This window comes from Myroides sp. A21, assembly GCF_000807225.1.
Classification (GTDB): domain Bacteria; phylum Bacteroidota; class Bacteroidia; order Flavobacteriales; family Flavobacteriaceae; genus Flavobacterium; species Flavobacterium odoratimimum.
In genome coordinates, this window is sequence record NZ_CP010327.1 from 1110979 (window position 1) to 1134883 (window position 23905).

The 23905-nt window shown below is 39.1% G+C and carries 11 protein-coding genes, 6 tRNA genes and 6 rRNA genes; 8 read left to right on the forward strand and 15 right to left on the reverse strand.

Translation table 11 applies throughout. From position 1 onward, the window contains the following. Position 1: 1 nt before the first annotated feature. Positions 2–943 (reverse strand): ribose-phosphate pyrophosphokinase, encoded by a 942-nt coding sequence (locus tag MYRA21_RS05115; RefSeq protein ID WP_006259932.1) that lies wholly within the window; start codon positions 941–943, stop codon positions 2–4. Between the two features lie 158 nt (positions 944–1101). Between MYRA21_RS05115 and MYRA21_RS05120 the strand changes: the two genes are divergently transcribed. Continuing rightward, a tRNA-Leu gene (locus tag MYRA21_RS05120) sits at positions 1102–1181 on the forward strand. A 47-nt stretch (positions 1182–1228) separates the two neighbouring features. Here the strand turns inward: MYRA21_RS05120 and MYRA21_RS05125 are convergent. Next, complete coding sequence (locus tag MYRA21_RS05125; protein WP_006259933.1) at positions 1229–1723, reverse strand: DinB family protein; 495 nt, start codon at positions 1721–1723, stop codon at positions 1229–1231. Between the two features lie 215 nt (positions 1724–1938). Here MYRA21_RS05125 and MYRA21_RS05130 point away from each other — a divergent pair, with 215 nt between their 5' ends. Both MYRA21_RS05130 and MYRA21_RS05135 read left to right on the forward strand, forming a co-directional pair. Then, a complete protein-coding gene (locus MYRA21_RS05130) occupies positions 1939–2811 on the forward strand; it encodes a cupin-like domain-containing protein (protein ID WP_006259934.1) in 873 nt (290 codons plus the stop codon). A 19-nt stretch (positions 2812–2830) separates the two neighbouring features. Further along, entirely contained in the window at positions 2831–3295 is a 465-nt protein-coding gene (locus MYRA21_RS05135) for a regulatory protein RecX (protein ID WP_006259935.1), read from the forward strand. A gap of 158 nt (positions 3296–3453) precedes the next feature. Here MYRA21_RS05135 and rrf (MYRA21_RS05140) read toward each other — a convergent pair. The 12 genes from rrf (MYRA21_RS05140) to rseP all read right to left on the reverse strand — a co-directional run bounded on the left by rrf (MYRA21_RS05140) (position 3454) and on the right by rseP (position 16767). Then, positions 3454–3563 (reverse strand): 5S ribosomal RNA (gene rrf / locus MYRA21_RS05140). A gap of 107 nt (positions 3564–3670) precedes the next feature. Further along, positions 3671–6554, reverse strand: a 23S ribosomal RNA gene (locus MYRA21_RS05145). A 151-nt stretch (positions 6555–6705) separates the two neighbouring features. Beyond that, positions 6706–6779: transfer RNA gene (locus MYRA21_RS05150), tRNA-Ala, on the reverse strand. 91 nt (positions 6780–6870) lie between these two features. Then, a tRNA-Ile gene (locus MYRA21_RS05155) sits at positions 6871–6944 on the reverse strand. An 80-nt stretch (positions 6945–7024) separates the two neighbouring features. Continuing rightward, positions 7025–8542: ribosomal RNA gene (locus MYRA21_RS05160) — 16S ribosomal RNA — on the reverse strand. 267 nt (positions 8543–8809) lie between these two features. Beyond that, positions 8810–8919, reverse strand: a 5S ribosomal RNA gene (rrf, locus tag MYRA21_RS05165). A gap of 107 nt (positions 8920–9026) precedes the next feature. Then, positions 9027–11920 (reverse strand): 23S ribosomal RNA (locus tag MYRA21_RS05170). 151 nt (positions 11921–12071) lie between these two features. After that, a tRNA-Ala gene (locus MYRA21_RS05175) sits at positions 12072–12145 on the reverse strand. Positions 12146–12236: 91 nt separating this feature from the next. After that, positions 12237–12310 (reverse strand) — tRNA-Ile (locus MYRA21_RS05180). Positions 12311–12392: 82 nt separating this feature from the next. Continuing rightward, positions 12393–13910, reverse strand: a 16S ribosomal RNA gene (locus MYRA21_RS05185). Together the 16S, 23S and 5S rRNA genes with 4 tRNA genes alongside form the textbook arrangement of a ribosomal RNA operon. Before the next feature lie 1349 nt (positions 13911–15259). Further along, positions 15260–15333, reverse strand: a tRNA-Asn gene (locus MYRA21_RS05190). Between the two features lie 90 nt (positions 15334–15423). Then, a complete protein-coding gene (gene rseP, locus MYRA21_RS05195; protein ID WP_006258035.1) occupies positions 15424–16767 on the reverse strand; it encodes an RIP metalloprotease RseP in 1344 nt (447 codons plus the stop codon). Between the two features lie 315 nt (positions 16768–17082). Between rseP and serS the strand changes: the two genes are divergently transcribed. The 5 genes from serS (at position 17083) to MYRA21_RS05220 (ending at position 21873) form a co-directional block, all read left to right on the forward strand. Then, positions 17083–18354, forward strand: coding sequence for a serine--tRNA ligase (serS, locus tag MYRA21_RS05200; protein ID WP_006258033.1), 1272 nt, complete (start codon positions 17083–17085; stop codon positions 18352–18354). 106 nt (positions 18355–18460) lie between these two features. Next, positions 18461–18775 (forward strand): DUF4286 family protein, encoded by a 315-nt coding sequence (locus tag MYRA21_RS05205; RefSeq protein WP_006258032.1) that lies wholly within the window; start codon positions 18461–18463, stop codon positions 18773–18775. 7 nt (positions 18776–18782) lie between these two features. Next, the gene (gene rsmA, locus MYRA21_RS05210) at positions 18783–19562 is read left to right on the forward strand and encodes a 16S rRNA (adenine(1518)-N(6)/adenine(1519)-N(6))-dimethyltransferase RsmA (RefSeq protein ID WP_006258031.1); all 780 of its coding nucleotides are present in this window, start codon (positions 18783–18785) and stop codon (positions 19560–19562) included. Next, positions 19552–20904, forward strand: a complete 1353-nt coding sequence (mgtE, locus tag MYRA21_RS05215) for a magnesium transporter (protein WP_006258030.1) — start codon at positions 19552–19554, stop codon at positions 20902–20904. The genes rsmA and mgtE overlap by 11 nt, the downstream gene beginning before the upstream one ends. A gap of 24 nt (positions 20905–20928) precedes the next feature. Then, entirely contained in the window at positions 20929–21873 is a 945-nt protein-coding gene (locus MYRA21_RS05220) for a 2-hydroxyacid dehydrogenase (RefSeq protein ID WP_006258029.1), read from the forward strand. Between the two features lie 34 nt (positions 21874–21907). On the opposite strand, the gene MYRA21_RS05225 is transcribed toward MYRA21_RS05220, so the two are convergent. Next, positions 21908–23743 carry a lysophospholipid acyltransferase family protein gene (locus tag MYRA21_RS05225; RefSeq protein ID WP_006258028.1) on the reverse strand — a complete coding sequence of 612 codons (1836 nt, stop codon included), beginning with the start codon at positions 23741–23743 and terminating at the stop codon, positions 21908–21910. Positions 23744–23905 lie beyond the last annotated feature (162 nt).

A 23905-nucleotide genomic window follows, 5' to 3' on the forward strand; every position in this document is an offset into this window, starting at 1 on the left:
TCTAAACTACAAAAGTCTTACTAATAGACTCGTTAGCATGTACATTGTGCATTACTTCTGCAAATAATGGAGCACAACTTAATACTCTTATTTTATCACAAGGCTTCTTCAGTGGAATTGAATCTGTAACGATTAATTCTTGAATAGCTGATTGTTCTATTTTCTCATAAGCACTTCCTGATAAAATAGCATGTGTGCATATAGCTCTAACACTTAATGCTCCACGCTCCATCATCATATCAGCTGCTTTAGCTAAAGTACCTCCTGTATCAATCATATCGTCAACTAAGATTACGTTACGTCCTGTAACATCTCCTATTAACTCCATTTTATCTATAACATTAGCTTGCTTACGTTGTTTATAACAAATTACTACATCTGATTCTAAGAACTTAGAATAAGCATATGCTCTCTTAGATCCTCCCATATCAGGAGACGCAATTGTTAAATTATCAAGTTTCAAACTTTTTACATACGGTAAAAAGATTGTAGATGCATATAAATGATCCACTGGTTTTTCAAAGAATCCTTGGATTTGATCAGCATGTAAATCCATTGTCATGATACGTGTTGCCCCTGCTGATTCAAGCAATTTAGCAACTAATTTCGCTCCAATCGGAACCCTTGGTTTGTCCTTTCTATCCTGTCTAGCCCATCCAAAATAAGGAATTACAGCTGTAATATGTCTTGCTGATGCACGTTTAGCAGCATCACACATTAGTAACAATTCCATCAGGTTATCTGATGACGGGAATGTAGAACATACTAAGAAAACTCTTCGTCCTCTAATTGATTCTTCAAAAGAAGGTTGAAACTCCCCATCACTGTAATGTGATAGAGTTACTTTTCCTAATTCTACTCCGTATGCTTTTGCAATTTTCTCAGCAAGCTCAACGCTCTGAGCACATGCAAAAATCTTAGCGTCTGGTTCGAAATATGACATTATATAATTAGTTGTTATGTTGCGAGTTAGAGCTTAACTGTTTTTATTAAGCGGTGCAAATTTATAAAATATAAATTGAGAAAACGATTTTTTTTATATTTTTTCTTTGTACCTAATTTTTTTTATCTACATTTGCACTCACAAACAATAAGTCATCAGCCCGGATGGCGGAATTGGTAGACGCGCACGACTCAAACTCGTGTTCTTCGGAGTGTGGGTTCGATTCCCACTCCGGGCACAAAAAAAGCCTAACTCATTGAGTTAGGCTTTTTTAATTTATATAATTTATTTAACATCATCAGCTGAAGGTCCATACATTCCTGGAATAGCTACATCTAATAAACGCAAATAAACTGATAATTGTCCTCTATGGTGATAAATATGGTTATTTACAATAAATCGATTAGCTCCAACCTTTGGCATAGCAACGATTATATGATCTCCTGACTTTAACTTCCATTCAGACATCCACTTTTCCTCATCAAACATATTTAAAGCTGATATAACAGCCTTTTCATACTTGTCTAAAAGAACCAACAACTCTTCTGTAGTTTGTGCTTCTAAAGGCTTGTAATCTATTTGAAAATCCAAACTATCCTTTGTTAGGATATTCTCAGTCCAAATTGTTAATTCTACAATATGCTTTGCCAAATCACCTAAGTTCATAGACTTTTCATGAGGCTTCCAGCCCCATTTATCATTAGGTACACAAGCTACTATCTTCTTTGTACTATTTAACTCATGTCCTAACTCTAACAAATAACTCTTAGTTATACTCATAATTTTTATTTTAAATATACGACTATTACAAATAGATTTTACTGTACCAACTGTTAAATATGCAATCACTTACTATTAGTCGATAATAAATCAATTTGCTATCTCGAAGCTTATTTTACAAGCTACTAGCATTAAAAACCAATAATGATTTATTAAATTTGAGGTTACATAAATTTAATATGATAGTACTTAAAGAAAGACTAATGTAAAATAGCATGAAAAAATTACAACTTCAAGAAATAGAAAGGGTAAAATCTATCTCTGAAAAAGATTTTATTGAAAAATATTTTAAAAAACAGATTCCTGTTGTAATAGAAAACTTAACTGAAGATTGGCCTGCTTACAAAAAATGGCGTTTAAACTATATAAAGGAAATAGCAGGTGAAAAATTAGTACCACTTTATGATGATAGACCTGTTTCTCATAAAGATGGTTTTAATGAAGCACATGCAACAATGAAGATGGCTGATTATATAGATTTACTTAACAAAGAACCAACAAACTACAGAATCTTTCTTTATAATATAATGAAAGAAGTTCCTAGTCTTAAGAGTGATTTCAAATGGCCAAAACTAGGACTCCGTCTAGTAAAACAACTTCCAATGTTATTTTTTGGAGGAACAAATTCAAAAGTCTTCATGCATTTTGATATTGATTATTCTAATATATTACATTTCAATTTTAATGGAGAAAAGCAATGTATGCTATTTTCACCAGACCAAACAAAATATATGTATAAAATACCGCATGCATTAATATCCAGAGAAGACATTGATTTTGACAATCCTGATTTTGATAAATGGCCTGCTTTAAAATATGCAAAAGGATATATCTGTAATCTAAAACATGGAGAAATGCTTTATATGCCTGAAGGTTATTGGCACTATATGAAATACCTTACGCCAAGTATATCTATGAGTCTAAGAGCATTCCCTTCTAAATATAGTAACCTTGGAAAAGCAATCTATAATATTACTGTAATGAGATATTTTGATAACTTCATGAGAAGATTAAAAGGACAGGATTGGATTGATTATAAAAATAAAAAAGCTATAATCAATACTCATAAAAGCCTAGGAATAAAGTAAATTGAAAAAGAACAAAAATATGTCCTTAACACTAGAACAAGCAAAAAGTAAATTAGAACATTTTTGTGCTTATCAAGACAGATGTCATACTGAAGTTATATCCAAATTATACAATTTAAAAGTTTCCTCTGATCTACACGATGAAATACTAGTTTATTTAATTAACAATAAATTTCTAAACGAAGAACGCTTTGCTCGTAGTTTTGCAAGAGGTAAACATAGAATCAGTGGATGGGGAAAAAATAGAATACTTGGAGAACTTAAAATCAGAAAAATATCAGCTAACCTAATAAAAATAGCACTAACTGAAATAGATGATAATATGTACTTCGAAACCCTAAATAAACTAGCTGAACAACGTTGGCAATCATTAACAGATCAAGACATAAATAAAAAAACACAAAAACTAATTGGGTTCCTACATAGAAAAGGATATGAAATGGAATACATACTCGATAAAGTAAATGATCTTCAAAAAGAATAAAAGCCTATTAGGGCTCTTTTTTATAGTCTTAGAACAAGTTTTAAAAGTTGTTATAAACAACGATACTTTTTCCAGTAAAACGTTTATAAGTACAAAATACACCTACCTATATAAACAAAAAAATCCCCAACCTCATACGAGATTGGGGATTCTATAAAGAAAGGCGGCGACATACTCTCCCACTGGTTAGCAGTACCATCTGCGCTAGCGGGCTTAACTTCTCTGTTCGAAATGGATAGAGGTGAGCCCCGCTGCAATAACCACCTTAAATCGGTTGTTACTTTAACGTAACTAATATTTTTAACTATATTGATATTTTAAACTTAACTATACTTTAGAAAGTTGCCCTCCCCTTGTATTTAAACAAGGGGAGATTCACATAAGCTTACGGGTTATTAGTACTACTCGACTTTGACATTACTGTCTTTACATCTATAGCCTATCAACGTTGTAATCTCCAACGACCCTTTAAAGAAATCTCATCTTGTGGTGGGTTTCGCACTTATATGCTTTCAGCGCTTATCCCTTCCCAACGTAGCTACTCTGCGATGCCCCTGGCGAGACAACAGATGCACTAGAGGTTGGTCCAATTCGGTCCTCTCGTACTAGAATCAGATCCACTCAAATTTCTAACGCCCACAGTAGATAGAGACCGAACTGTCTCACGACGTTCTGAACCCAGCTCGCGTGCCACTTTAATGGGCGAACAGCCCAACCCTTGGGACCTTCTCCAGCCCCAGGATGTGACGAGCCGACATCGAGGTGCCAAACCCCCCCGTCGATATGAGCTCTTGGGGGAGATCAGCCTGTTATCCCCGGCGTACCTTTTATCCTTTGAGCGATGGCCCTTCCATGCGGAACCACCGGATCACTATGCTCTACTTTCGTACCTGTTCGACTTGTTAGTCTTTCAGTCAAGCTCCCTTATACCATTGCACTCTACGCACGGTTACCAAGCGTGCTGAGGGAACCTTTAGAAGCCTCCGTTACTCTTTTGGAGGCGACCACCCCAGTCAAACTACCCACCAAGCAATGTCCTCCCCAATAAGGGAGTTAGATCTCAAATAAGCAAAGGGTGGTATTTCAACAATGACTCCACAACGCCTAGCGACGCCATTTCACAGTCTCCCACCTATCCTACACATCACTTATCCAAGAACAATACTAAGCTATAGTAAAGGTGCACAGGGTCTTTTCGTCCCACTGCGGGTAATCGGCATCTTCACCGATACTACAATTTCACCGAGCTCATGGCTGAGACAGTGTCCAGATCGTTACACCATTCGTGCAGGTCGGAACTTACCCGACAAGGAATTTCGCTACCTTAGGACCGTTATAGTTACGGCCGCCGTTTACTGGGGCTTCAATTCAATGCTTCTCCGAAGATAACATCTCCTCTTAACCTTCCAGCACCGGGCAGGTGTCAGGCCCTATACGTCATCTTACGATTTTGCAGAGCCCTGTGTTTTTGATAAACAGTCGCCTGGACCTTTTCACTGCGGCCAGCTTGCGCTGGCGACCTTTCTCCCGAAGTTACAGGTCTATTTTGCCTAGTTCCTTAGCCATGAATCTCTCGAGCGCCTTAGGATACTCTCCTCGACTACCTGTGTCGGTTTACGGTACGGGTACTAATAATCTAAGTTTAGAAGCTTTTCTTGACAGCCCTTAGGCACACTATCTCGTTGTCCGAAGACTCAAAGTACTATCGCATTTCTCCAAGTCTGACGCATTTTACTATCAAACCTATAGGTACGTGCTTCAACGAACTATTCCGTCAGTTCGCGGTGCTTTCATCACTGTGTCACTCCATCACAATTATCAGTAGTACGGGAATATTAACCCGTTGGCCATCGACGTCCCCCTTCGGGTGTGCCTTAGGTCCCGACTAACCCTCAGCTGATTAGCATAGCTGAGGAAACCTTAGTCTTACGGCGGGGGTGTTTCTCGCACCCCTTATCGTTACTTATGCCTACATTTTCTTTTCTAAAAGCTCCAGCAATTCTCACAAATCACCTTCTGCGCCGTTAGAATGCTCCCCTACCACTCACGCAACTAAATGCGCAAATCCATAGCTTCGGTAGTATACTTATGCCCGATTATTATCCATGCTCGATCGCTCGACTAGTGAGCTGTTACGCACTCTTTAAATGAATGGCTGCTTCCAAGCCAACATCCTAGCTGTCTGGGCAATCAAACCGCGTTTTTTCAACTTAGCATACATTTGGGGACCTTAGCTGATGGTCTGGGTTCTTTCCCTCTCGGACATGGACCTTAGCACCCATGCCCTCACTGATGATTATCATTACTTAGCATTCGGAGTTTGTCAGGAATTGGTAGGCGGTGAAGCCCCCGCATCCAATCAGTAGCTCTACCTCTAAGTAACTATCGATCATCGCTGCACCTAAATGCATTTCGGGGAGTACGAGCTATTTCCGAGTTTGATTGGCCTTTCACCCCTACCCACAGGTCATCCGAAAACTTTTCAGCGTTAAACGGTTCGGTCCTCCATTTAGTGTTACCTAAACTTCAACCTGCCCATGGGTAGATCACACGGTTTCGCGTCTACCACTACTGACTTAAGCGCCCTATTAAGACTCGCTTTCGCTACGGATCCATGACTTAATCACTTATCCTTGCCAGCAACGGTAACTCGTAGGCTCATTATGCAAAAGGCACGCCGTCACTTCACGTAGAAGCTCCGACCGCTTGTAGGCGTATGGTTTCAGGATCTATTTCACTCCGTTATTCACGGTTCTTTTCACCTTTCCCTCACGGTACTGGTTCACTATCGGTCTCTCAGGAGTATTTAGCCTTAGCGGATGGTCCCGCCAGTTTCAATCAAGGTTTCACGTGCCCCGACCTACTCAGGATACCACTATTCTTATCTTCTCTTACCAATACGGGACTATCACCCTCTTCGGTTTACCTTTCCAGGTAATTCTTATTAAATCCGCAAGAAATGTCGTGGTCCTACAACCCCAAAATTGCCGTAACAACTTTGGTTTGGGCTATTCCGCGTTCGCTCGCCACTACTTACGGAATCACTTTTGTTTTCTTCTCCTCCGCCTACTTAGATGTTTCAGTTCAGCGGGTTCGCCTCCATATTGGATAGTATGTCTTCAACATACTGGGTTGCCCCATTCGGATATCTACGGATCAATTCGTGTGTGCCAATCCCCGTAGCTTTTCGCAGCTTATCACGTCCTTCTTCGCCTCTGAGAGCCTAGGCATTCCCCATACGCCCTTATTTTGCTTATGTGCTTACAATTCTTTCGAATCGTACTTTCTATATATTTCTATATCTTTTTTATTCTTTCTAACTGTTTTGTTAGTTAAGTTTTATCAATATGTCAATGAACTTGTGGCGAATCGCCACTGATAATTAAACCAGCTTTGATATTATGCCGTAGTGGAGAATATCGGAGTCGAACCGATGACCTCCTGCGTGCAAGGCAGGCGCTCTAGCCAGCTGAGCTAATCCCCCGTATCTAGTGTTTGGTTAACAGCTTACAGTTAACAGTAACTTTTGGGCGGTTAGTTTAACCTCTAGTATTTCCTTCAAATTAGTAAATTAGTAGTCCCGGGCAGACTCGAACTGCCGACCCCTACATTATCAGTGTAGTACTCTAACCAGCTGAGCTACGAGACTCTGTATTACTTAATTCTTTTATTCTTTTTTTGGTATTAACAGCGAGAGTAAAGTATCATACTTCTATAATTATTCTCTAGAAAGGAGGTGTTCCAGCCGCACCTTCCGGTACGGCTACCTTGTTACGACTTAGCCCTAGTTACTAGTTTTACCCTAGGCAGCTCCTTGCGGTCACCGACTTCAGGTACCCCCAGCTTCCATGGCTTGACGGGCGGTGTGTACAAGGCCCGGGAACGTATTCACCGGATCATGGCTGATATCCGATTACTAGCGATTCCAGCTTCATAGAGTCGAGTTGCAGACTCCAATCCGAACTGAGACAAGCTTTGGAGATTCGCATCCTGTTGCCAGGTAGCTGCTTTCTGTACTTGCCATTGTAGCACGTGTGTAGCCCAGGACGTAAGGGCCGTGATGATTTGACGTCATCCCCACCTTCCTCACGGTTTGCACCGGCAGTCTTGCTAGAGTCCCCGCCACTACGCGCTGGTAACTAACAATAGGGGTTGCGCTCGTTATAGGACTTAACCTGACACCTCACGGCACGAGCTGACGACAACCATGCAGCACCTTGTAAATTGTCCGAAGAAAAATCTGTTTCCAAATCTGTCAATCTACATTTAAGCCCTGGTAAGGTTCCTCGCGTATCATCGAATTAAACCACATGCTCCACCGCTTGTGCGGGCCCCCGTCAATTCCTTTGAGTTTCATTCTTGCGAACGTACTCCCCAGGTGGGATACTTATCACTTTCGCTTAGCCACTCAGTCCGAAAACCGAACAGCTAGTATCCATCGTTTACGGCGTGGACTACCAGGGTATCTAATCCTGTTCGCTCCCCACGCTTTCGTTCATCAGCGTCAATAAATACGTAGTAACCTGCCTTCGCAATTGGTATTCCATGTAATATCTAAGCATTTCACCGCTACACTACATATTCTAGTTACTTCCATATTATTCAAGCTCTGCAGTATCAATGGCAGTGTCCTAGTTAAGCTAGGAAATTTCACCACTGACTTACAAAGCCGCCTACGAACCCTTTAAACCCAATAATTCCGGATAACGCTCGGATCCTCCGTATTACCGCGGCTGCTGGCACGGAGTTAGCCGATCCTTATTCTTACAGTACCGTCAAGTCCCTACTCGTAGGGAGGTTTCTTCCTGTACAAAAGCAGTTTACAATCCATAGGACCGTCATCCTGCACGCGGCATGGCTGGTTCAGAGTTGCCTCCATTGACCAATATTCCTCACTGCTGCCTCCCGTAGGAGTCTGGTCCGTGTCTCAGTACCAGTGTGGGGGATCTCCCTCTCAGGACCCCTAATCATCGTTGCCTTGGTATGCCGTTACCACACCAACTAGCTAATGATACGCATGCCCATCTTATACCGATAAATCTTTATTATCAATACGATGCCATATCGATAAACCATGGAGCATTAATCCGAATTTCTTCGGGCTATTCCCCTGTATAAGGTAGGTTGCATACGCGTTACTCACCCGTGCGCCGGTCTCAAAAAAGCAAGCTCTTTCTACCCCTCGACTTGCATGTGTTAGGCCTGCCGCTAGCGTTCATCCTGAGCCAGGATCAAACTCTTCATCGTATATTTTTAATTTCGTAAATTAAAAAAGTATAATTCCAAATCTTAGCGATTTGCCTTACTCTCTTATTTGTATGCTGTCAATCCAATATGTTTATGAACGTTGTCTTCTTATTTCTAAGTCTCACTTGTTTTTCAAAGCGAGTGCAAAAGTAGAACTTTATTTTTTACAATCCAAATGAATTTGAATATTTATTTAAAGTTTTTCCTTTTTTCAGTAAAATTTGTAGATAAAAAATCCTCGCTAGAAAATCAGCGAGGATTTCTAAAGAAAGGCGGCGACATACTCTCCCACTGGTTAGCAGTACCATCTGCGCTAGCGGGCTTAACTTCTCTGTTCGAAATGGATAGAGGTGAGCCCCGCTGCAATAACCACCTTAAATCGGTTGTTACTTTAACGTAACTAATATTTTTAACTATATTGATATTTTAAACTTAACTATACTTTAGAAAGTTGCCCTCCCCTTGTATTTAAACAAGGGGAGATTCACATAAGCTTACGGGTTATTAGTACTACTCGACTTTGACATTACTGTCTTTACATCTATAGCCTATCAACGTTGTAATCTCCAACGACCCTTTAAAGAAATCTCATCTTGTGGTGGGTTTCGCACTTATATGCTTTCAGCGCTTATCCCTTCCCAACGTAGCTACTCTGCGATGCCCCTGGCGAGACAACAGATGCACTAGAGGTTGGTCCAATTCGGTCCTCTCGTACTAGAATCAGATCCACTCAAATTTCTAACGCCCACAGTAGATAGAGACCGAACTGTCTCACGACGTTCTGAACCCAGCTCGCGTGCCACTTTAATGGGCGAACAGCCCAACCCTTGGGACCTTCTCCAGCCCCAGGATGTGACGAGCCGACATCGAGGTGCCAAACCCCCCCGTCGATATGAGCTCTTGGGGGAGATCAGCCTGTTATCCCCGGCGTACCTTTTATCCTTTGAGCGATGGCCCTTCCATGCGGAACCACCGGATCACTATGCTCTACTTTCGTACCTGTTCGACTTGTTAGTCTTTCAGTCAAGCTCCCTTATACCATTGCACTCTACGCACGGTTACCAAGCGTGCTGAGGGAACCTTTAGAAGCCTCCGTTACTCTTTTGGAGGCGACCACCCCAGTCAAACTACCCACCAAGCAATGTCCTCCCCAATAAGGGAGTTAGATCTCAAATAAGCAAAGGGTGGTATTTCAACAATGACTCCACAACGCCTAGCGACGCCATTTCACAGTCTCCCACCTATCCTACACATCACTTATCCAAGAACAATACTAAGCTATAGTAAAGGTGCACAGGGTCTTTTCGTCCCACTGCGGGTAATCGGCATCTTCACCGATACTACAATTTCACCGAGCTCATGGCTGAGACAGTGTCCAGATCGTTACACCATTCGTGCAGGTCGGAACTTACCCGACAAGGAATTTCGCTACCTTAGGACCGTTATAGTTACGGCCGCCGTTTACTGGGGCTTCAATTCAATGCTTCTCAACAATTACTCATCGATAACATCTCCTCTTAACCTTCCAGCACCGGGCAGGTGTCAGGCCCTATACGTCATCTTACGATTTTGCAGAGCCCTGTGTTTTTGATAAACAGTCGCCTGGACCTTTTCACTGCGGCCAGCTTGCGCTGGCGACCTTTCTCCCGAAGTTACAGGTCTATTTTGCCTAGTTCCTTAGCCATGAATCTCTCGAGCGCCTTAGGATACTCTCCTCGACTACCTGTGTCGGTTTACGGTACGGGTACTAATAATCTAAGTTTAGAAGCTTTTCTTGACAGCCCTTAGGCACACTATCTCGTTGTCCGAAGACTCAAAGTACTATCGCATTTCTCCAAGTCTGACGCATTTTACTATCAAACCTATAGGTACGTGCTTCAACGAACTATTCCGTCAGTTCGCGGTGCTTTCATCACTGTGTCACTCCATCACAATTATCAGTAGTACGGGAATATTAACCCGTTGGCCATCGACGTCCCCCTTCGGGTGTGCCTTAGGTCCCGACTAACCCTCAGCTGATTAGCATAGCTGAGGAAACCTTAGTCTTACGGCGGGGGTGTTTCTCGCACCCCTTATCGTTACTTATGCCTACATTTTCTTTTCTAAAAGCTCCAGCAATTCTCACAAATCACCTTCTGCGCCGTTAGAATGCTCCCCTACCACTCACGCAACTAAATGCGCAAATCCATAGCTTCGGTAGTATACTTATGCCCGATTATTATCCATGCTCGATCGCTCGACTAGTGAGCTGTTACGCACTCTTTAAATGAATGGCTGCTTCCAAGCCAACATCCTAGCTGTCTGGGCAATCAAACCGCGTTTTTTCAACTTAGCATACATTTGGGGACCTTAGCTGATGGTCTGGGTTCTTTCCCTCTCGGACATGGACCTTAGCACCCATGCCCTCACTGATGATTATCATTACTTAGCATTCGGAGTTTGTCAGGAATTGGTAGGCGGTGAAGCCCCCGCATCCAATCAGTAGCTCTACCTCTAAGTAACTATCGATCATCGCTGCACCTAAATGCATTTCGGGGAGTACGAGCTATTTCCGAGTTTGATTGGCCTTTCACCCCTACCCACAGGTCATCCGAAAACTTTTCAGCGTTAAACGGTTCGGTCCTCCATTTAGTGTTACCTAAACTTCAACCTGCCCATGGGTAGATCACACGGTTTCGCGTCTACCACTACTGACTAAAGCGCCCTATTAAGACTCGCTTTCGCTACGGATCCATGACTTAATCACTTATCCTTGCCAGCAACGGTAACTCGTAGGCTCATTATGCAAAAGGCACGCCGTCACCCCACTAAGGGGCTCCGACCGCTTGTAGGCGTATGGTTTCAGGATCTGTTTCACTCCGTTATTCACGGTTCTTTTCACCTTTCCCTCACGGTACTGGTTCACTATCGGTCTCTCAGGAGTATTTAGCCTTAGCGGATGGTCCCGCCAGTTTCAATCAAGGTTTCACGTGCCCCGACCTACTCAGGATACCACTATTCTTATCTTCTCTTACCAATACGGGACTATCACCCTCTTCGGTTTACCTTTCCAGGTAATTCTTATTAAATCCGCAAGAAATGTCGTGGTCCTACAACCCCAAAATTGCCGTAACAACTTTGGTTTGGGCTATTCCGCGTTCGCTCGCCACTACTTACGGAATCACTTTTGTTTTCTTCTCCTCCGCCTACTTAGATGTTTCAGTTCAGCGGGTTCGCCTCCATATTGGATAGTATGTCTTCAACATACTGGGTTGCCCCATTCGGATATCTACGGATCAATTCGTGTGTGCCAATCCCCGTAGCTTTTCGCAGCTTATCACGTCCTTCTTCGCCTCTGAGAGCCTAGGCATTCCCCATACGCCCTTATTTTGCTTATGTGCTTACAATTCTTTCGAATCGTACTTTCTATATATTTCTATATCTTTTTTATTCTTTCTAACTGTTTTGTTAGTTAAGTTTTATCAATATGTCAATGAACTTGTGGCGAATCGCCACTGATAATTAAACCAGTTTTGATTTTATGCCGTAGTGGAGAATATCGGAGTCGAACCGATGACCTCCTGCGTGCAAGGCAGGCGCTCTAGCCAGCTGAGCTAATCCCCCATATCTAGTGTTTGGTTAACAGCTTACAGTTAACAGTAACTTTTGGGCGGTTAGTTTAACCTCTAGTATTTCCTTCAATTTAGTAAATTAGTAGTCCCGGGCAGACTCGAACTGCCGACCCCTACATTATCAGTGTAGTACTCTAACCAGCTGAGCTACGAGACTCTGTATTACTTAATTCTTTTATTCTTTTTTTTTGGTATTAACAGCGAGAGTAAAGTATCATACTTCTATAATTATTCTCTAGAAAGGAGGTGTTCCAGCCGCACCTTCCGGTACGGCTACCTTGTTACGACTTAGCCCTAGTTACTAGTTTTACCCTAGGCAGCTCCTTGCGGTCACCGACTTCAGGTACCCCCAGCTTCCATGGCTTGACGGGCGGTGTGTACAAGGCCCGGGAACGTATTCACCGGATCATGGCTGATATCCGATTACTAGCGATTCCAGCTTCATAGAGTCGAGTTGCAGACTCCAATCCGAACTGAGACAAGCTTTGGAGATTCGCATCCTGTTGCCAGGTAGCTGCTTTCTGTACTTGCCATTGTAGCACGTGTGTAGCCCAGGACGTAAGGGCCGTGATGATTTGACGTCATCCCCACCTTCCTCACGGTTTGCACCGGCAGTCTTGCTAGAGTCCCCGCCTTAACGCGCTGGTAACTAACAATAGGGGTTGCGCTCGTTATAGGACTTAACCTGACACCTCACGGCACGAGCTGACGACAACCATGCAGCACCTTGTAAATTGTCCGAAGAAAAATCTGTTTCCAAATCTGTCAATCTACATTTAAGCCCTGGTAAGGTTCCTCGCGTATCATCGAATTAAACCACATGCTCCACCGCTTGTGCGGGCCCCCGTCAATTCCTTTGAGTTTCATTCTTGCGAACGTACTCCCCAGGTGGGATACTTATCACTTTCGCTTAGCCACTCAGTCCGAAAACCGAACAGCTAGTATCCATCGTTTACGGCGTGGACTACCAGGGTATCTAATCCTGTTCGCTCCCCACGCTTTCGTTCATCAGCGTCAATAAATACGTAGTAACCTGCCTTCGCAATTGGTATTCCATGTAATATCTAAGCATTTCACCGCTACACTACATATTCTAGTTACTTCCATATTATTCAAGCTCTGCAGTATCAATGGCAGTGTCCTAGTTAAGCTAGGAAATTTCACCACTGACTTACAAAGCCGCCTACGAACCCTTTAAACCCAATAATTCCGGATAACGCTCGGATCCTCCGTATTACCGCGGCTGCTGGCACGGAGTTAGCCGATCCTTATTCTTACAGTACCGTCAAGTCCCTACTCGTAGGGAGGTTTCTTCCTGTACAAAAGCAGTTTACAATCCATAGGACCGTCATCCTGCACGCGGCATGGCTGGTTCAGAGTTGCCTCCATTGACCAATATTCCTCACTGCTGCCTCCCGTAGGAGTCTGGTCCGTGTCTCAGTACCAGTGTGGGGGATCTCCCTCTCAGGACCCCTAATCATCGTTGCCTTGGTATGCCGTTACCACACCAACTAGCTAATGATACGCATGCCCATCTTATACCGATAAATCTTTATTATCAATACGATGCCATATCGATAAACCATGGAGCATTAATCCGAATTTCTTCGGGCTATTCCCCTGTATAAGGTAGGTTGCATACGCGTTACTCACCCGTGCGCCGGTCTCAAAAAAGCAAGCTCTTTCTACCCCTCGACTTGCATGTGTTAGGCCTGCCGCTAGCGTTCATCCTGAGCCAGGATCAAACTCTTCATCGTATATTTTTAATTTCGTAAATTAAAAAAGTATAATTCCAAATCTTGCGATTTGCCTTACTCTCTTATTTGTATGCTGTCAATCCAATATGTTTATGAACGTGTCTTCTTATTTCTAAGCCTCACTTGTTTTTCAAAGCGAGTGCAAAAGTAAAAACTTATTTTGAATTAGCAAAACTTTTCTAGAAAATATTTTTCTTTATTTTTTCACTCAACTCCCGTTTTTACTGAAGCGGACTGCAAAGATACTACCTTATTTTTTACTTATCCAAATTTATTTTTGTAAATTTTTTAAAGCTTATTTTTTAGTCGTTCTTGCTTCACTTTTTGTTTATGATCGTCTGCCTCTAGAGTCGTTATCACTTCTCTAATGCGGATGCAAAAGTAGTATCTTTTCTCTTACTTCCAAACTTATCTTTGCCTTTTTTTCAATGTTTTTAAAAAGTATTTCATAACTCTCTATTATATTACCTTTTACGAGCAAAAGTTTTTTTTATCTTTTTTTAAAGGTTATAGCCTTATACTATCTCTATACTATATATATGTAAGGTTGGATGGTGGAATGTATTTAATATTGTACTCTATTATATATATGTAATAATTGAGAATATACCTTCTTATGCCCTTTCTGTCTATTTCTAAATGTTACTTTATCCTATATAGAGGTGTTTTATCTACTTTTTTGTAGTTGATCTACTTATATAGGTATGCTTTTTTAGAAGAAAAGTCCCTTATTATATGGCTATTATCTTGTTTCGAAGAAAAACAGATGTACTTTTTTTATTCTCACATTGAGTAATTATCATCGTAAACAATTGTCTATCAAAAAGTAAAGTAAATTACCAGTATTATCTTTCTAAAGCCAAAACACTTCTGTATCCCAGTAATAGCAAGCCTTTATGCCTACTTCTTCAACACCGCTTCAACACTGCTTCAACATTTCTCCAAGATTGCTCTATCTGAGCACCTCTTTCTTGAAGCAATATTGAAGAGGTCTTGTCGCGCTCTTGAAGGGGGTTAACTTATGATGACAATAAAAAAGCCCTAGACTATATAGACTAAGGCTGTAGGTAATACATTCTTTAATGAAAAAAGCTCTTGCCTACTGACAAGAGCTCTATTCTATAATTATTTTTCTTCTTTAAAGGATTCAAGCAATGAACAATCATTCTCTTATATACCTTAATATATAGTATATCACAGATATTCTAGAAAAGCGAAAAGCGATACCTATTCGATATCGCTTTTCAAATCCCCTTAAAAAGTAAATTTCTTTACTTGTATTCTTGTTTTTAAAATTCCATAACCTAAACGGTTATAAGAAAAAAGCCAGTCAATGACTGGCTTCTCTGCTCCCCCTCTTGGGCTCGAACCAAGGACCCTCTGATTAACAGTCAGATGCTCTAACCAACTGAGCTAAGGAGGAAGGTGATGTCTTACCTTTATTGCGATGCAAATATAATACGATTTTTCATTTCTGCAAACACAACAAGCATTTTTTTTATATTTTTTTCATCTAATTAAAAATTGCCTTATAAATATCATTCCCATTCGCGAATAACAATAATGCAATAAGTATGAAGAATCCTACCATCTGAGCGTTACCCAAGAATTTATCACTTGGCTTTCTTCCAGAGATCATCTCGTACAATAAAAAGATAACATGCCCACCATCTAAAGCAGGGATTGGTAATAAGTTCATAACCCCTAACATGATAGATAACATCGCTGTAATACTCCAGAACACTTGCCAGCTCCAGAACTGAGGGAAGATATCATAAATCGCTTTAAACCCTCCTACTCCTTTATAAGCACCTGTCTCAGGTTGTACAATTTTCTTTAACTGTCCGAAATAACTCATGATTCTATCTTTCCCCATGTGTAACCCCGCAGGAATAGCTTCTGCTAAAGAGTATTGCTCTCTACTTATCTCATATAGTCCAAGTTTTTGTAAATTATCAAATGGCAAAGCAGGAGCATAATATGTCTCTATCTTACCTTCTTGATTTACCTTTACATCAACAGTCGTATCTTTTCCATCGCGATTCACTACAACAGCAACAGTCTTTCCTTTGTTTTCTTCTAACACATTGCTTACCATATCAAAGAAAGGTGTTTCTACCCCATTAATAGACTTCACAATATCTTTAACCATTAATGTACCTTCATTAATAGAGTTTTCACCAAATCCTGCTACAATAAAAGGAATACGCAATCCTATGAAACCATTTCCTTTATTCTCTGTGATTTGTCCCAAAAAGTCAACTGGCAACTGTACATGCTCTACAACACCAGCACGCTCTACCTCGATATCTTTCCCCATAAGGATTGCCTCTGGCAGACTATTAAACTTCACAATCTCCTTTCCATCAACCTTTAATACCTTGTCTCCCGTTTTTAGACCAGCGTCTTCTAAGATAGGATTCTGAACCCAGATTCCACTCTTTACATCTTTATTAGCTATATATGACTCACCATACGCATAAGCCATACCAATATAGATAACAAAGGCTAAAATAAAGTTCACCGTAACTCCACCTAACATAATGATCAAACGTTGCCAAGCAGGTTTAGATCTAAACTCCCAAGGTTGTGGCTCACCAGCTAATTGGTCTGTATCCATACTTTCGTCCACCATACCAGATATTTTTACATACCCTCCTAATGGCAACCACCCAATACCATAAACAGTATCTCCTATCTTCTTTTTAAACAAAGAAAACTTAACATCAAAAAATAAGTAAAACTTCTCGACACGTGTTTTAAAAAGTTTAGCAGGAATAAAATGCCCTAACTCGTGTAAGATAATTAACAACGACAAACTCAATAAGAATTGAGATAATTTAATAAGTATATCCATTTTTATTTTTTACAGACTCTAATATTATTCAGACAAAAGTAAAATATTACTTTAACTAATCTCACTTTTTTTTAAATCAAGGCTTAAATTATCAATTCTTTCACATAAATAACAAGATAAACAAAGTGTAATAAAGCTAAAAAGCACTTCACATATTATTCTAAAGTAATTCTATTTATTAAATTATTATTTAGAAAAGCTAATAAACTACCAAATAAAGTGCATAATGTTCTACAAAACTTATAAAGAGGTACGTAAAATAGCTGCTAATAGAAAAGTATTTTCTAACTTTGCTTTACAATTAATATTTATAATATGTTACAGATAGCTTTTATTAGAGAAAATCAAGAGCAAGTGGTTAAAGGATTAGCCAAAAGAAATCTTGATGTTGCCGATTTGCTAAAAGAAGTGCTTGAATTAGATGAGAAAAGAAGAAGCACACAGGTGGAATTAGACAATGTATTAGCAGAATCGAACAAACTATCCAAAAGCATCGGGGAGTTGATGAAAAGTGGTGAAAAAGCAAAAGCTGAAATCATCAAAGAGAAAACATCAAACTTACGTGACCAAAGCAAACAATTAACTGAAGAGCTTAATAATGTATCTGCATTATTAACTGAGAAGTTATATACTATACCAAACGTACCAACAGATATCGTACCTGCTGGTAAAGATGCTGATGATAACTTAAATGTATTCGAAGCAGGAGAAGTACCTACACTACACGAAGGTGCTTTACCACACTGGGAATTAGCAAAGAAATATGACATCATTGACTTTGAACTAGGGAATAAAATCACTGGAGCAGGTTTCCCTGTATATAAAGGTAAAGGAGCTCGTTTACAACGTGCGTTAATCTCTTACTTCTTAGACAAAAATACAGATGCAGGATATAGAGAGTATCAAGTTCCTCACTTAATCAATGAGGCATCAGGATACGGTACAGGACAATTGCCAGATAAAGAAGGACAAATGTATCACAGTACAGTTGACGATTTATACTTAATCCCAACAGCAGAGGTTCCTGTGACTAATATCTTTAGAGATGTTATCTTACAAGAGACAGAGTTACCTATTATGTGTACAGCTTATACACCATGTTTCCGTAGAGAAGCGGGATCTTATGGAGCACACGTAAGAGGTCTTAACCGCCTTCACCAATTTGACAAAGTAGAAATCGTACGTATCGAACACCCTGATAATTCTTATCAAGCATTAGACGGAATGGTAGAACATATTAAAGGACTATTGAACGACCTTAAACTTCCATATAGAATCTTAAGATTATGTGGTGGAGATATGGGATTCACATCAGCTCTTACTTATGACTTCGAAGTGTTCTCTACAGCACAAGACAGATGGTTAGAAATTAGTTCTGTATCTAACTTCGAGACATTCCAAGCGAATAGATTGAAATTAAGATTCAGAGATAAAGATGGTAAAAACCAATTAGCACATACTTTAAATGGTAGTTCATTAGCATTACCTCGTGTACTAGCAGGTATCTTAGAAAACTATCAAACACCAGAAGGAATCGTAATTCCAGAAGTTTTACGCCCTTACACAGGATTTGATATTATCAACTAATTAACACCAATAACCTTATAAACAAAAAGCACCAAATATTCGAAATAAGACATTTGGTGCTTTTTTTATCTTTGCAAAAAATAATTCATTCAGTGTAATTAAAATTATGATCATATATAATATCACAGTCAACATTCATGAAAGCGCACATGACGTATGGATGCAATGGACAAAAAACGCTTATATACCAGGAATATTAGCAACTGGAAAGTTTGACAAAGCTAAAATTGTCAAAGTACTCATCGAAGAAGAAATGGGAGGAAAAACTTATTCTATTCAATTCGAAACACAGAGTAAAGAGTTACTAGATCAGTTCTATAAAGAAGACTTTGATCGTTTTGAGAACGAAGCTAAACGCCTTTTTGGTGAGCTTATGCTAACATTTAAAACAGAACTAGAATTAATCAGCGAACATCAATAAGATAACCATGGATAAAGTAAGAGCAAAAAAACACTTAGGTCAGCATTTCTTAACTGACGAAAGTGTCGCAAAGAGAATCGCTGATACCTTGACATTAGAAGGATATAAGAAGGTATTAGAGATTGGTCCAGGTATGGGAGTTCTAACCAAATATATATTAGACAAACCGATAGAAACATTCGTAGTAGAAATAGATACAGAGTCTGTAGATTATCTACATGCTCATTATAACAAACTACACGACCATATATTCGCACAAGACTTTCTAAAATTCGATATAGTACGTGCTTTTAATCAAGAGCCTTTCGCTGTAATCGGTAACTTCCCTTATAATATCTCTACACAAATCGTGTTTAGAGCATTAGAACTAAGAGACTATATCCCTGAGTTCTCAGGGATGTTCCAAAAAGAAGTAGCAGAACGTATCTGTGAGAAAAAAGGAACTAAAGCTTATGGTATACTTTCAGTATTAGCACAAGCATTCTATGAAACAGAATATTTGTTCACTGTAGACGAACACGTATTTAACCCACCTCCAAAAGTAAAGTCAGGAGTAATGCGTATGATCCGTAAAGAAGATTACAGTCTACCTTGTAGTGAGAAATTATTCTTTACAGTAGTAAAAACTGCCTTTAATCAGAGAAGAAAGACATTACGCAACAGCTTAAAAAGCTTTAACTTGCCAGAGGAAATAAGATCCGAAGAAGTATTTAATTTAAGACCAGAACAATTAGACTATAAAGAATTTATAGAACTAACAAAGAAAATAGAAGCCTATGGAGTTTAAAATCAGTAGAGAATCTTTACAACAATTCGAAGATTTAATCGCTGAAAAGAATGAAAAGGAATTATTAGAGATTCTTAAAGATTTACACTACGCCGATATAGCAGAGATTATGAATGAGCTTTCTGGAGAAGAAGCGATATACATATTCGATATATTAGATAGTGAAGTAACAGCAGAAATCCTTTTAGAATTAAATGAAGATGTCCGTGAAAAGATCTTAAAAACGCTATCTCCAAAAGAAATTGCAGAGGAGTTAGACGAATTAGACACGGATGACGCTGCTGATATTATCTCTGAATTACCAGAATCTAAGAAGGAAGAGGTTCTTTCTGAGCTGGAAGATTTAGAGCATGCAAAGGACATCGTTGAACTATTGCGTTATGACGAGGACACTGCAGGGGGGTTAATGGCCAAAGAGTATGTCTCTGTTAATGAGAATTGGTCAGTGCTTACTTGTGTCAAAGAAATGCGCAAACAGGCTGAGCATGTATCTAGAGTACACTCTATCTATGTAATAGATAATGAAGGAAGGCTAAAAGGGAGACTGTCGCTAAAAGACCTCCTTACCTCTTCTACTACTACCCATATTAGTGATGTCTATATTAGAAATGTAGACTCAGTAAAAGTAGATACAAAAGATGTAGAGGTAGCTCGTATTATGCAGAAGTATGACTTAGAAGCCATTCCTGTTATAGATGAAATGGGAAGGTTAGTAGGTCGTATTACCATAGATGACATCGTAGACGTTATTAAAGAAGAAGCAGATAAAGATTACCAATTAGCAGCAGGTATTTCTCAAGACGTAGAGGCTAATGACAGTATCCTTATGCTGACACGAGCTAGATTACCTTGGTTAATATTAGCCATGATAGGTGGATTCGTAGCTGTTAATGTATCTAGAAGTTTTGAAGGAGCTATGGAGAAGTTTGGTGTACTATTCTTCTTCACCCCTCTTATTGCGGCTATGGCAGGTAATGTTGGAGTTCAATCTTCTGCTATTATCGTACAAGGACTAGCTAATAACTCTATCACCGGATCTATATGGAAGCGATTAGGAAAAGAAGTAACGCTTAGTTTACTAAATGGTTTCTTACTTGCTATTCTGATGATGCTAGGAAGTCACTTCTTATTAGGGGTAGATTATATCATAGGTATCACTGTATCTATAGCACTGATTAGTGTAATAATCATCGCTAGTCTTATCGGTACCTTTGTTCCGATCTTACTGAATAAATATGGTATAGACCCTGCTTTAGCCACAGGTCCTTTTATCACTACAAGTAATGATATCTTTGGAATCTTAATTTACTTTTCAATTGCAAAGGTTATTTTAGGTTTCTAGATTATTTAAAGCTACATCACAACCATGAACACTAAGAAAGTATTACATATAGATAGTAATCATCCTTTAATGATTACACAACTAGCAGAACTAGGATACGAAAATGTAGAAAACTACACTGCTAGTAAAGAAGAAATAGCAGAAAACATACACGAATATGAAGGTATCATTATCCGAAGTCGCTTTTCTATTGATCAATCTTTTTTAGAGAAAGCAACTAACTTAAAGTTCATTGGACGTGTCGGTGCAGGACTAGAGAATATAGACTGTGCATATGCAGAGACTAAAGGTATAGCGCTTATCGCTGCTCCAGAAGGTAATAGAACTGCAGTAGGAGAACACGCCTTAGGGATGCTACTAAGCCTAATGAATAAACTCAACTTAGTCGACCAAGAAGTAAGACAAGGAATCTGGATTAGAGAAGGAAACAGAGGACATGAGATAGAAGGTAAAACAGTAGGTATTATAGGCTATGGAAATATGGGAAATGCTTTTGCCAAACGCCTACAAGGGTTTGACTGTGAAGTAATCTTCCACGATATCAGAGAAGGACTAGAGAATGCCTATGCAAAACAAGTAAGTTTAGCAGAGTTACAAGAACGAGCTGATATCCTAAGCCTACATACTCCACAGACACCGGAGACCATGTATCTCATCAACAAGGAACTAATCCAAGGGTTCAAAAAGCCTTTCTGGTTTATAAATACAGCTAGAGGGAAGTCTGTCAATACTACAGATCTAGTCGAAGCTTTAAAGTCTGGTAAAGTAAGAGGTGCTGCATTAGACGTATTAGAGTACGAGAAGTCTTCTTTCGAGAATATGTTCTCAGATAATACTCTTCCTGAACCTATGCAATACTTAATACAAGCTAAGAATGTATTACTATCCCCTCATATCGGAGGATGGACTATAGAAAGCAAAGAAAAACTAGCGCAAACGATTATAGACAAAATCAAATTACTATACTAAAAACAAAAAGGAGTTTCAATAGAAACTCCTTTTTTTATGACTCTTGCTTTTCGCTTTTGTTATTTTCTTCTTGAATCTTTCTTTCAAGTTCTGCTTCGAATTCTTCCATTACAGGTTTCACTGTGCTTTCTGGTAGATCAGCAATCTTGATATACATCAGACCATCTATTGCATTATTAAACAATGGATCAACATTAAAAGCGATCACCTTTGCATTCTGCTTAATGTATTTTTTAATCAATACAGGCAATCTTAACTTTCCTGGTTCTACATCCTCAATGATCTTATCGAATTTATTTAAATCAGAATCTGTCTCACTAAAGATCAAATCTTTCTCACTATCCTTAAGATTTACTTTATATTCCATCTTAGGAGTGACGTACTGAGCGATATAAGGATCAAAATAGTGTGATCTCATAAACTCAATCATTAATGATTTAGAGAAATCAGAGAACTGATTACTAATACTCACTCCACCGATTAAGTATTTGTGTTCAGGATATCTCAATGTAGTATGTACAATACCTTTCCACAATAAGAATAGAGGCATTGGCTTCTGTTGATACTCTTTAATGATAAAAGCTCTACCCATCTCTATAGACTGAGACATCATCGGATATAACTCAGACTCAAAGCGGAACAACTCATTTAAATAGAACCCATTGATTCCATATTTCTTATAAATCTCTGTTCCCAATCCCATACGGTATGCTCCACAAATCTGTTGAGTATCATTATCCCATAAGAACATATGGTGATAATACTTATCGTATTGATCTAAGTCTAGTTCATTATTCGTTCCCTCTCCTACTTGTCTAAACGTAATTTCTCTTAAACGTCCTAATTCTGTTAGAATCGTTGGTATTAGATCTGATTTACACAAGAATATCTCGTAATTCTTACTCTGTAATAATCTATAATTACCTTCTCTCAGCGTATTAATCTCTTCTAAAATCTTCTCTACTGGCTGTGCCTCAATAATATCTTTCACGCTTTTTGGTAATTTGAAATTAAATGAAGGTACTTTAATCCATTTACGTATATCTTCATCCTTATATGCATTCGACAATAAGTATGTTTTAAAACGCAGGAAGTTACCATAATCATTTATATCATAGTGTTCACTTTGTTCTTCTACTGATATCGGTCTACCTATCCTTACTTTGATCACTCTATTTTTTTGAGTCAATAGTTCAGAAGGCAGTTTAGCTGTACGCAACGTAGGATTTATTTGAGACAAGAAATAGAATAACTTACTATTTGTTGCATGAAAATAAATAGGTACTACAGGTACATTTGCTTTCTTTATCAGCTTAATCGCTCCTTCTTCCCAAGGTTTATCTACGATAAGTTTATCATCTTTATACGTAGACACTTCCCCAGCAGGGAATATCCCTAAAGGCTTTCCATCACTTAAATGTCTTAAAGTATCTTTTAATCCTATAACGCTTGATTTAACATCCTTATTGTTCTCAAAAGGATTCACAGGCATAATATAAGGCTTTAATGGCTCTATGCGATGTAATAAAAAGTTAGCGATAATTTTAAAATCAGGATCATGCTCTAACATCAGTTTAAGCAATAGAATACCGTCTATTCCTCCTAACGGATGATTAGAAATAGTTATATAAGGCCCTTTCTTAGGCAGTCTCTTAAGTTCTTCTGGATCTATTTCAAATTCTATTTGAAATTCTTCTAAGATAGCATTTAAAAAATCTAGATTAGACAAATGCTTATTGCGGTCGTAAATTTTATTTAACGTAGTGATTTTAAGCGCCTTCATCAACATCCACCCCGTAAAGGTTCCTAGAAAACCATACTTATCTACGTTAATTGCCTTTGCTACTTCTTTCGCCGTTACTAACCCCATTAAAATTCAAAATTAAGTAATACAAATATACTAAAATCTTCAGCTATTCCATTTTATTTTATCAGACTAGTACTATAATTCATAAAAAAGAAATTACAAAATGTATAAATAACTGATTAAAACAAAGATAAGATATTAAATCAAAAAATATATTTTTTATAT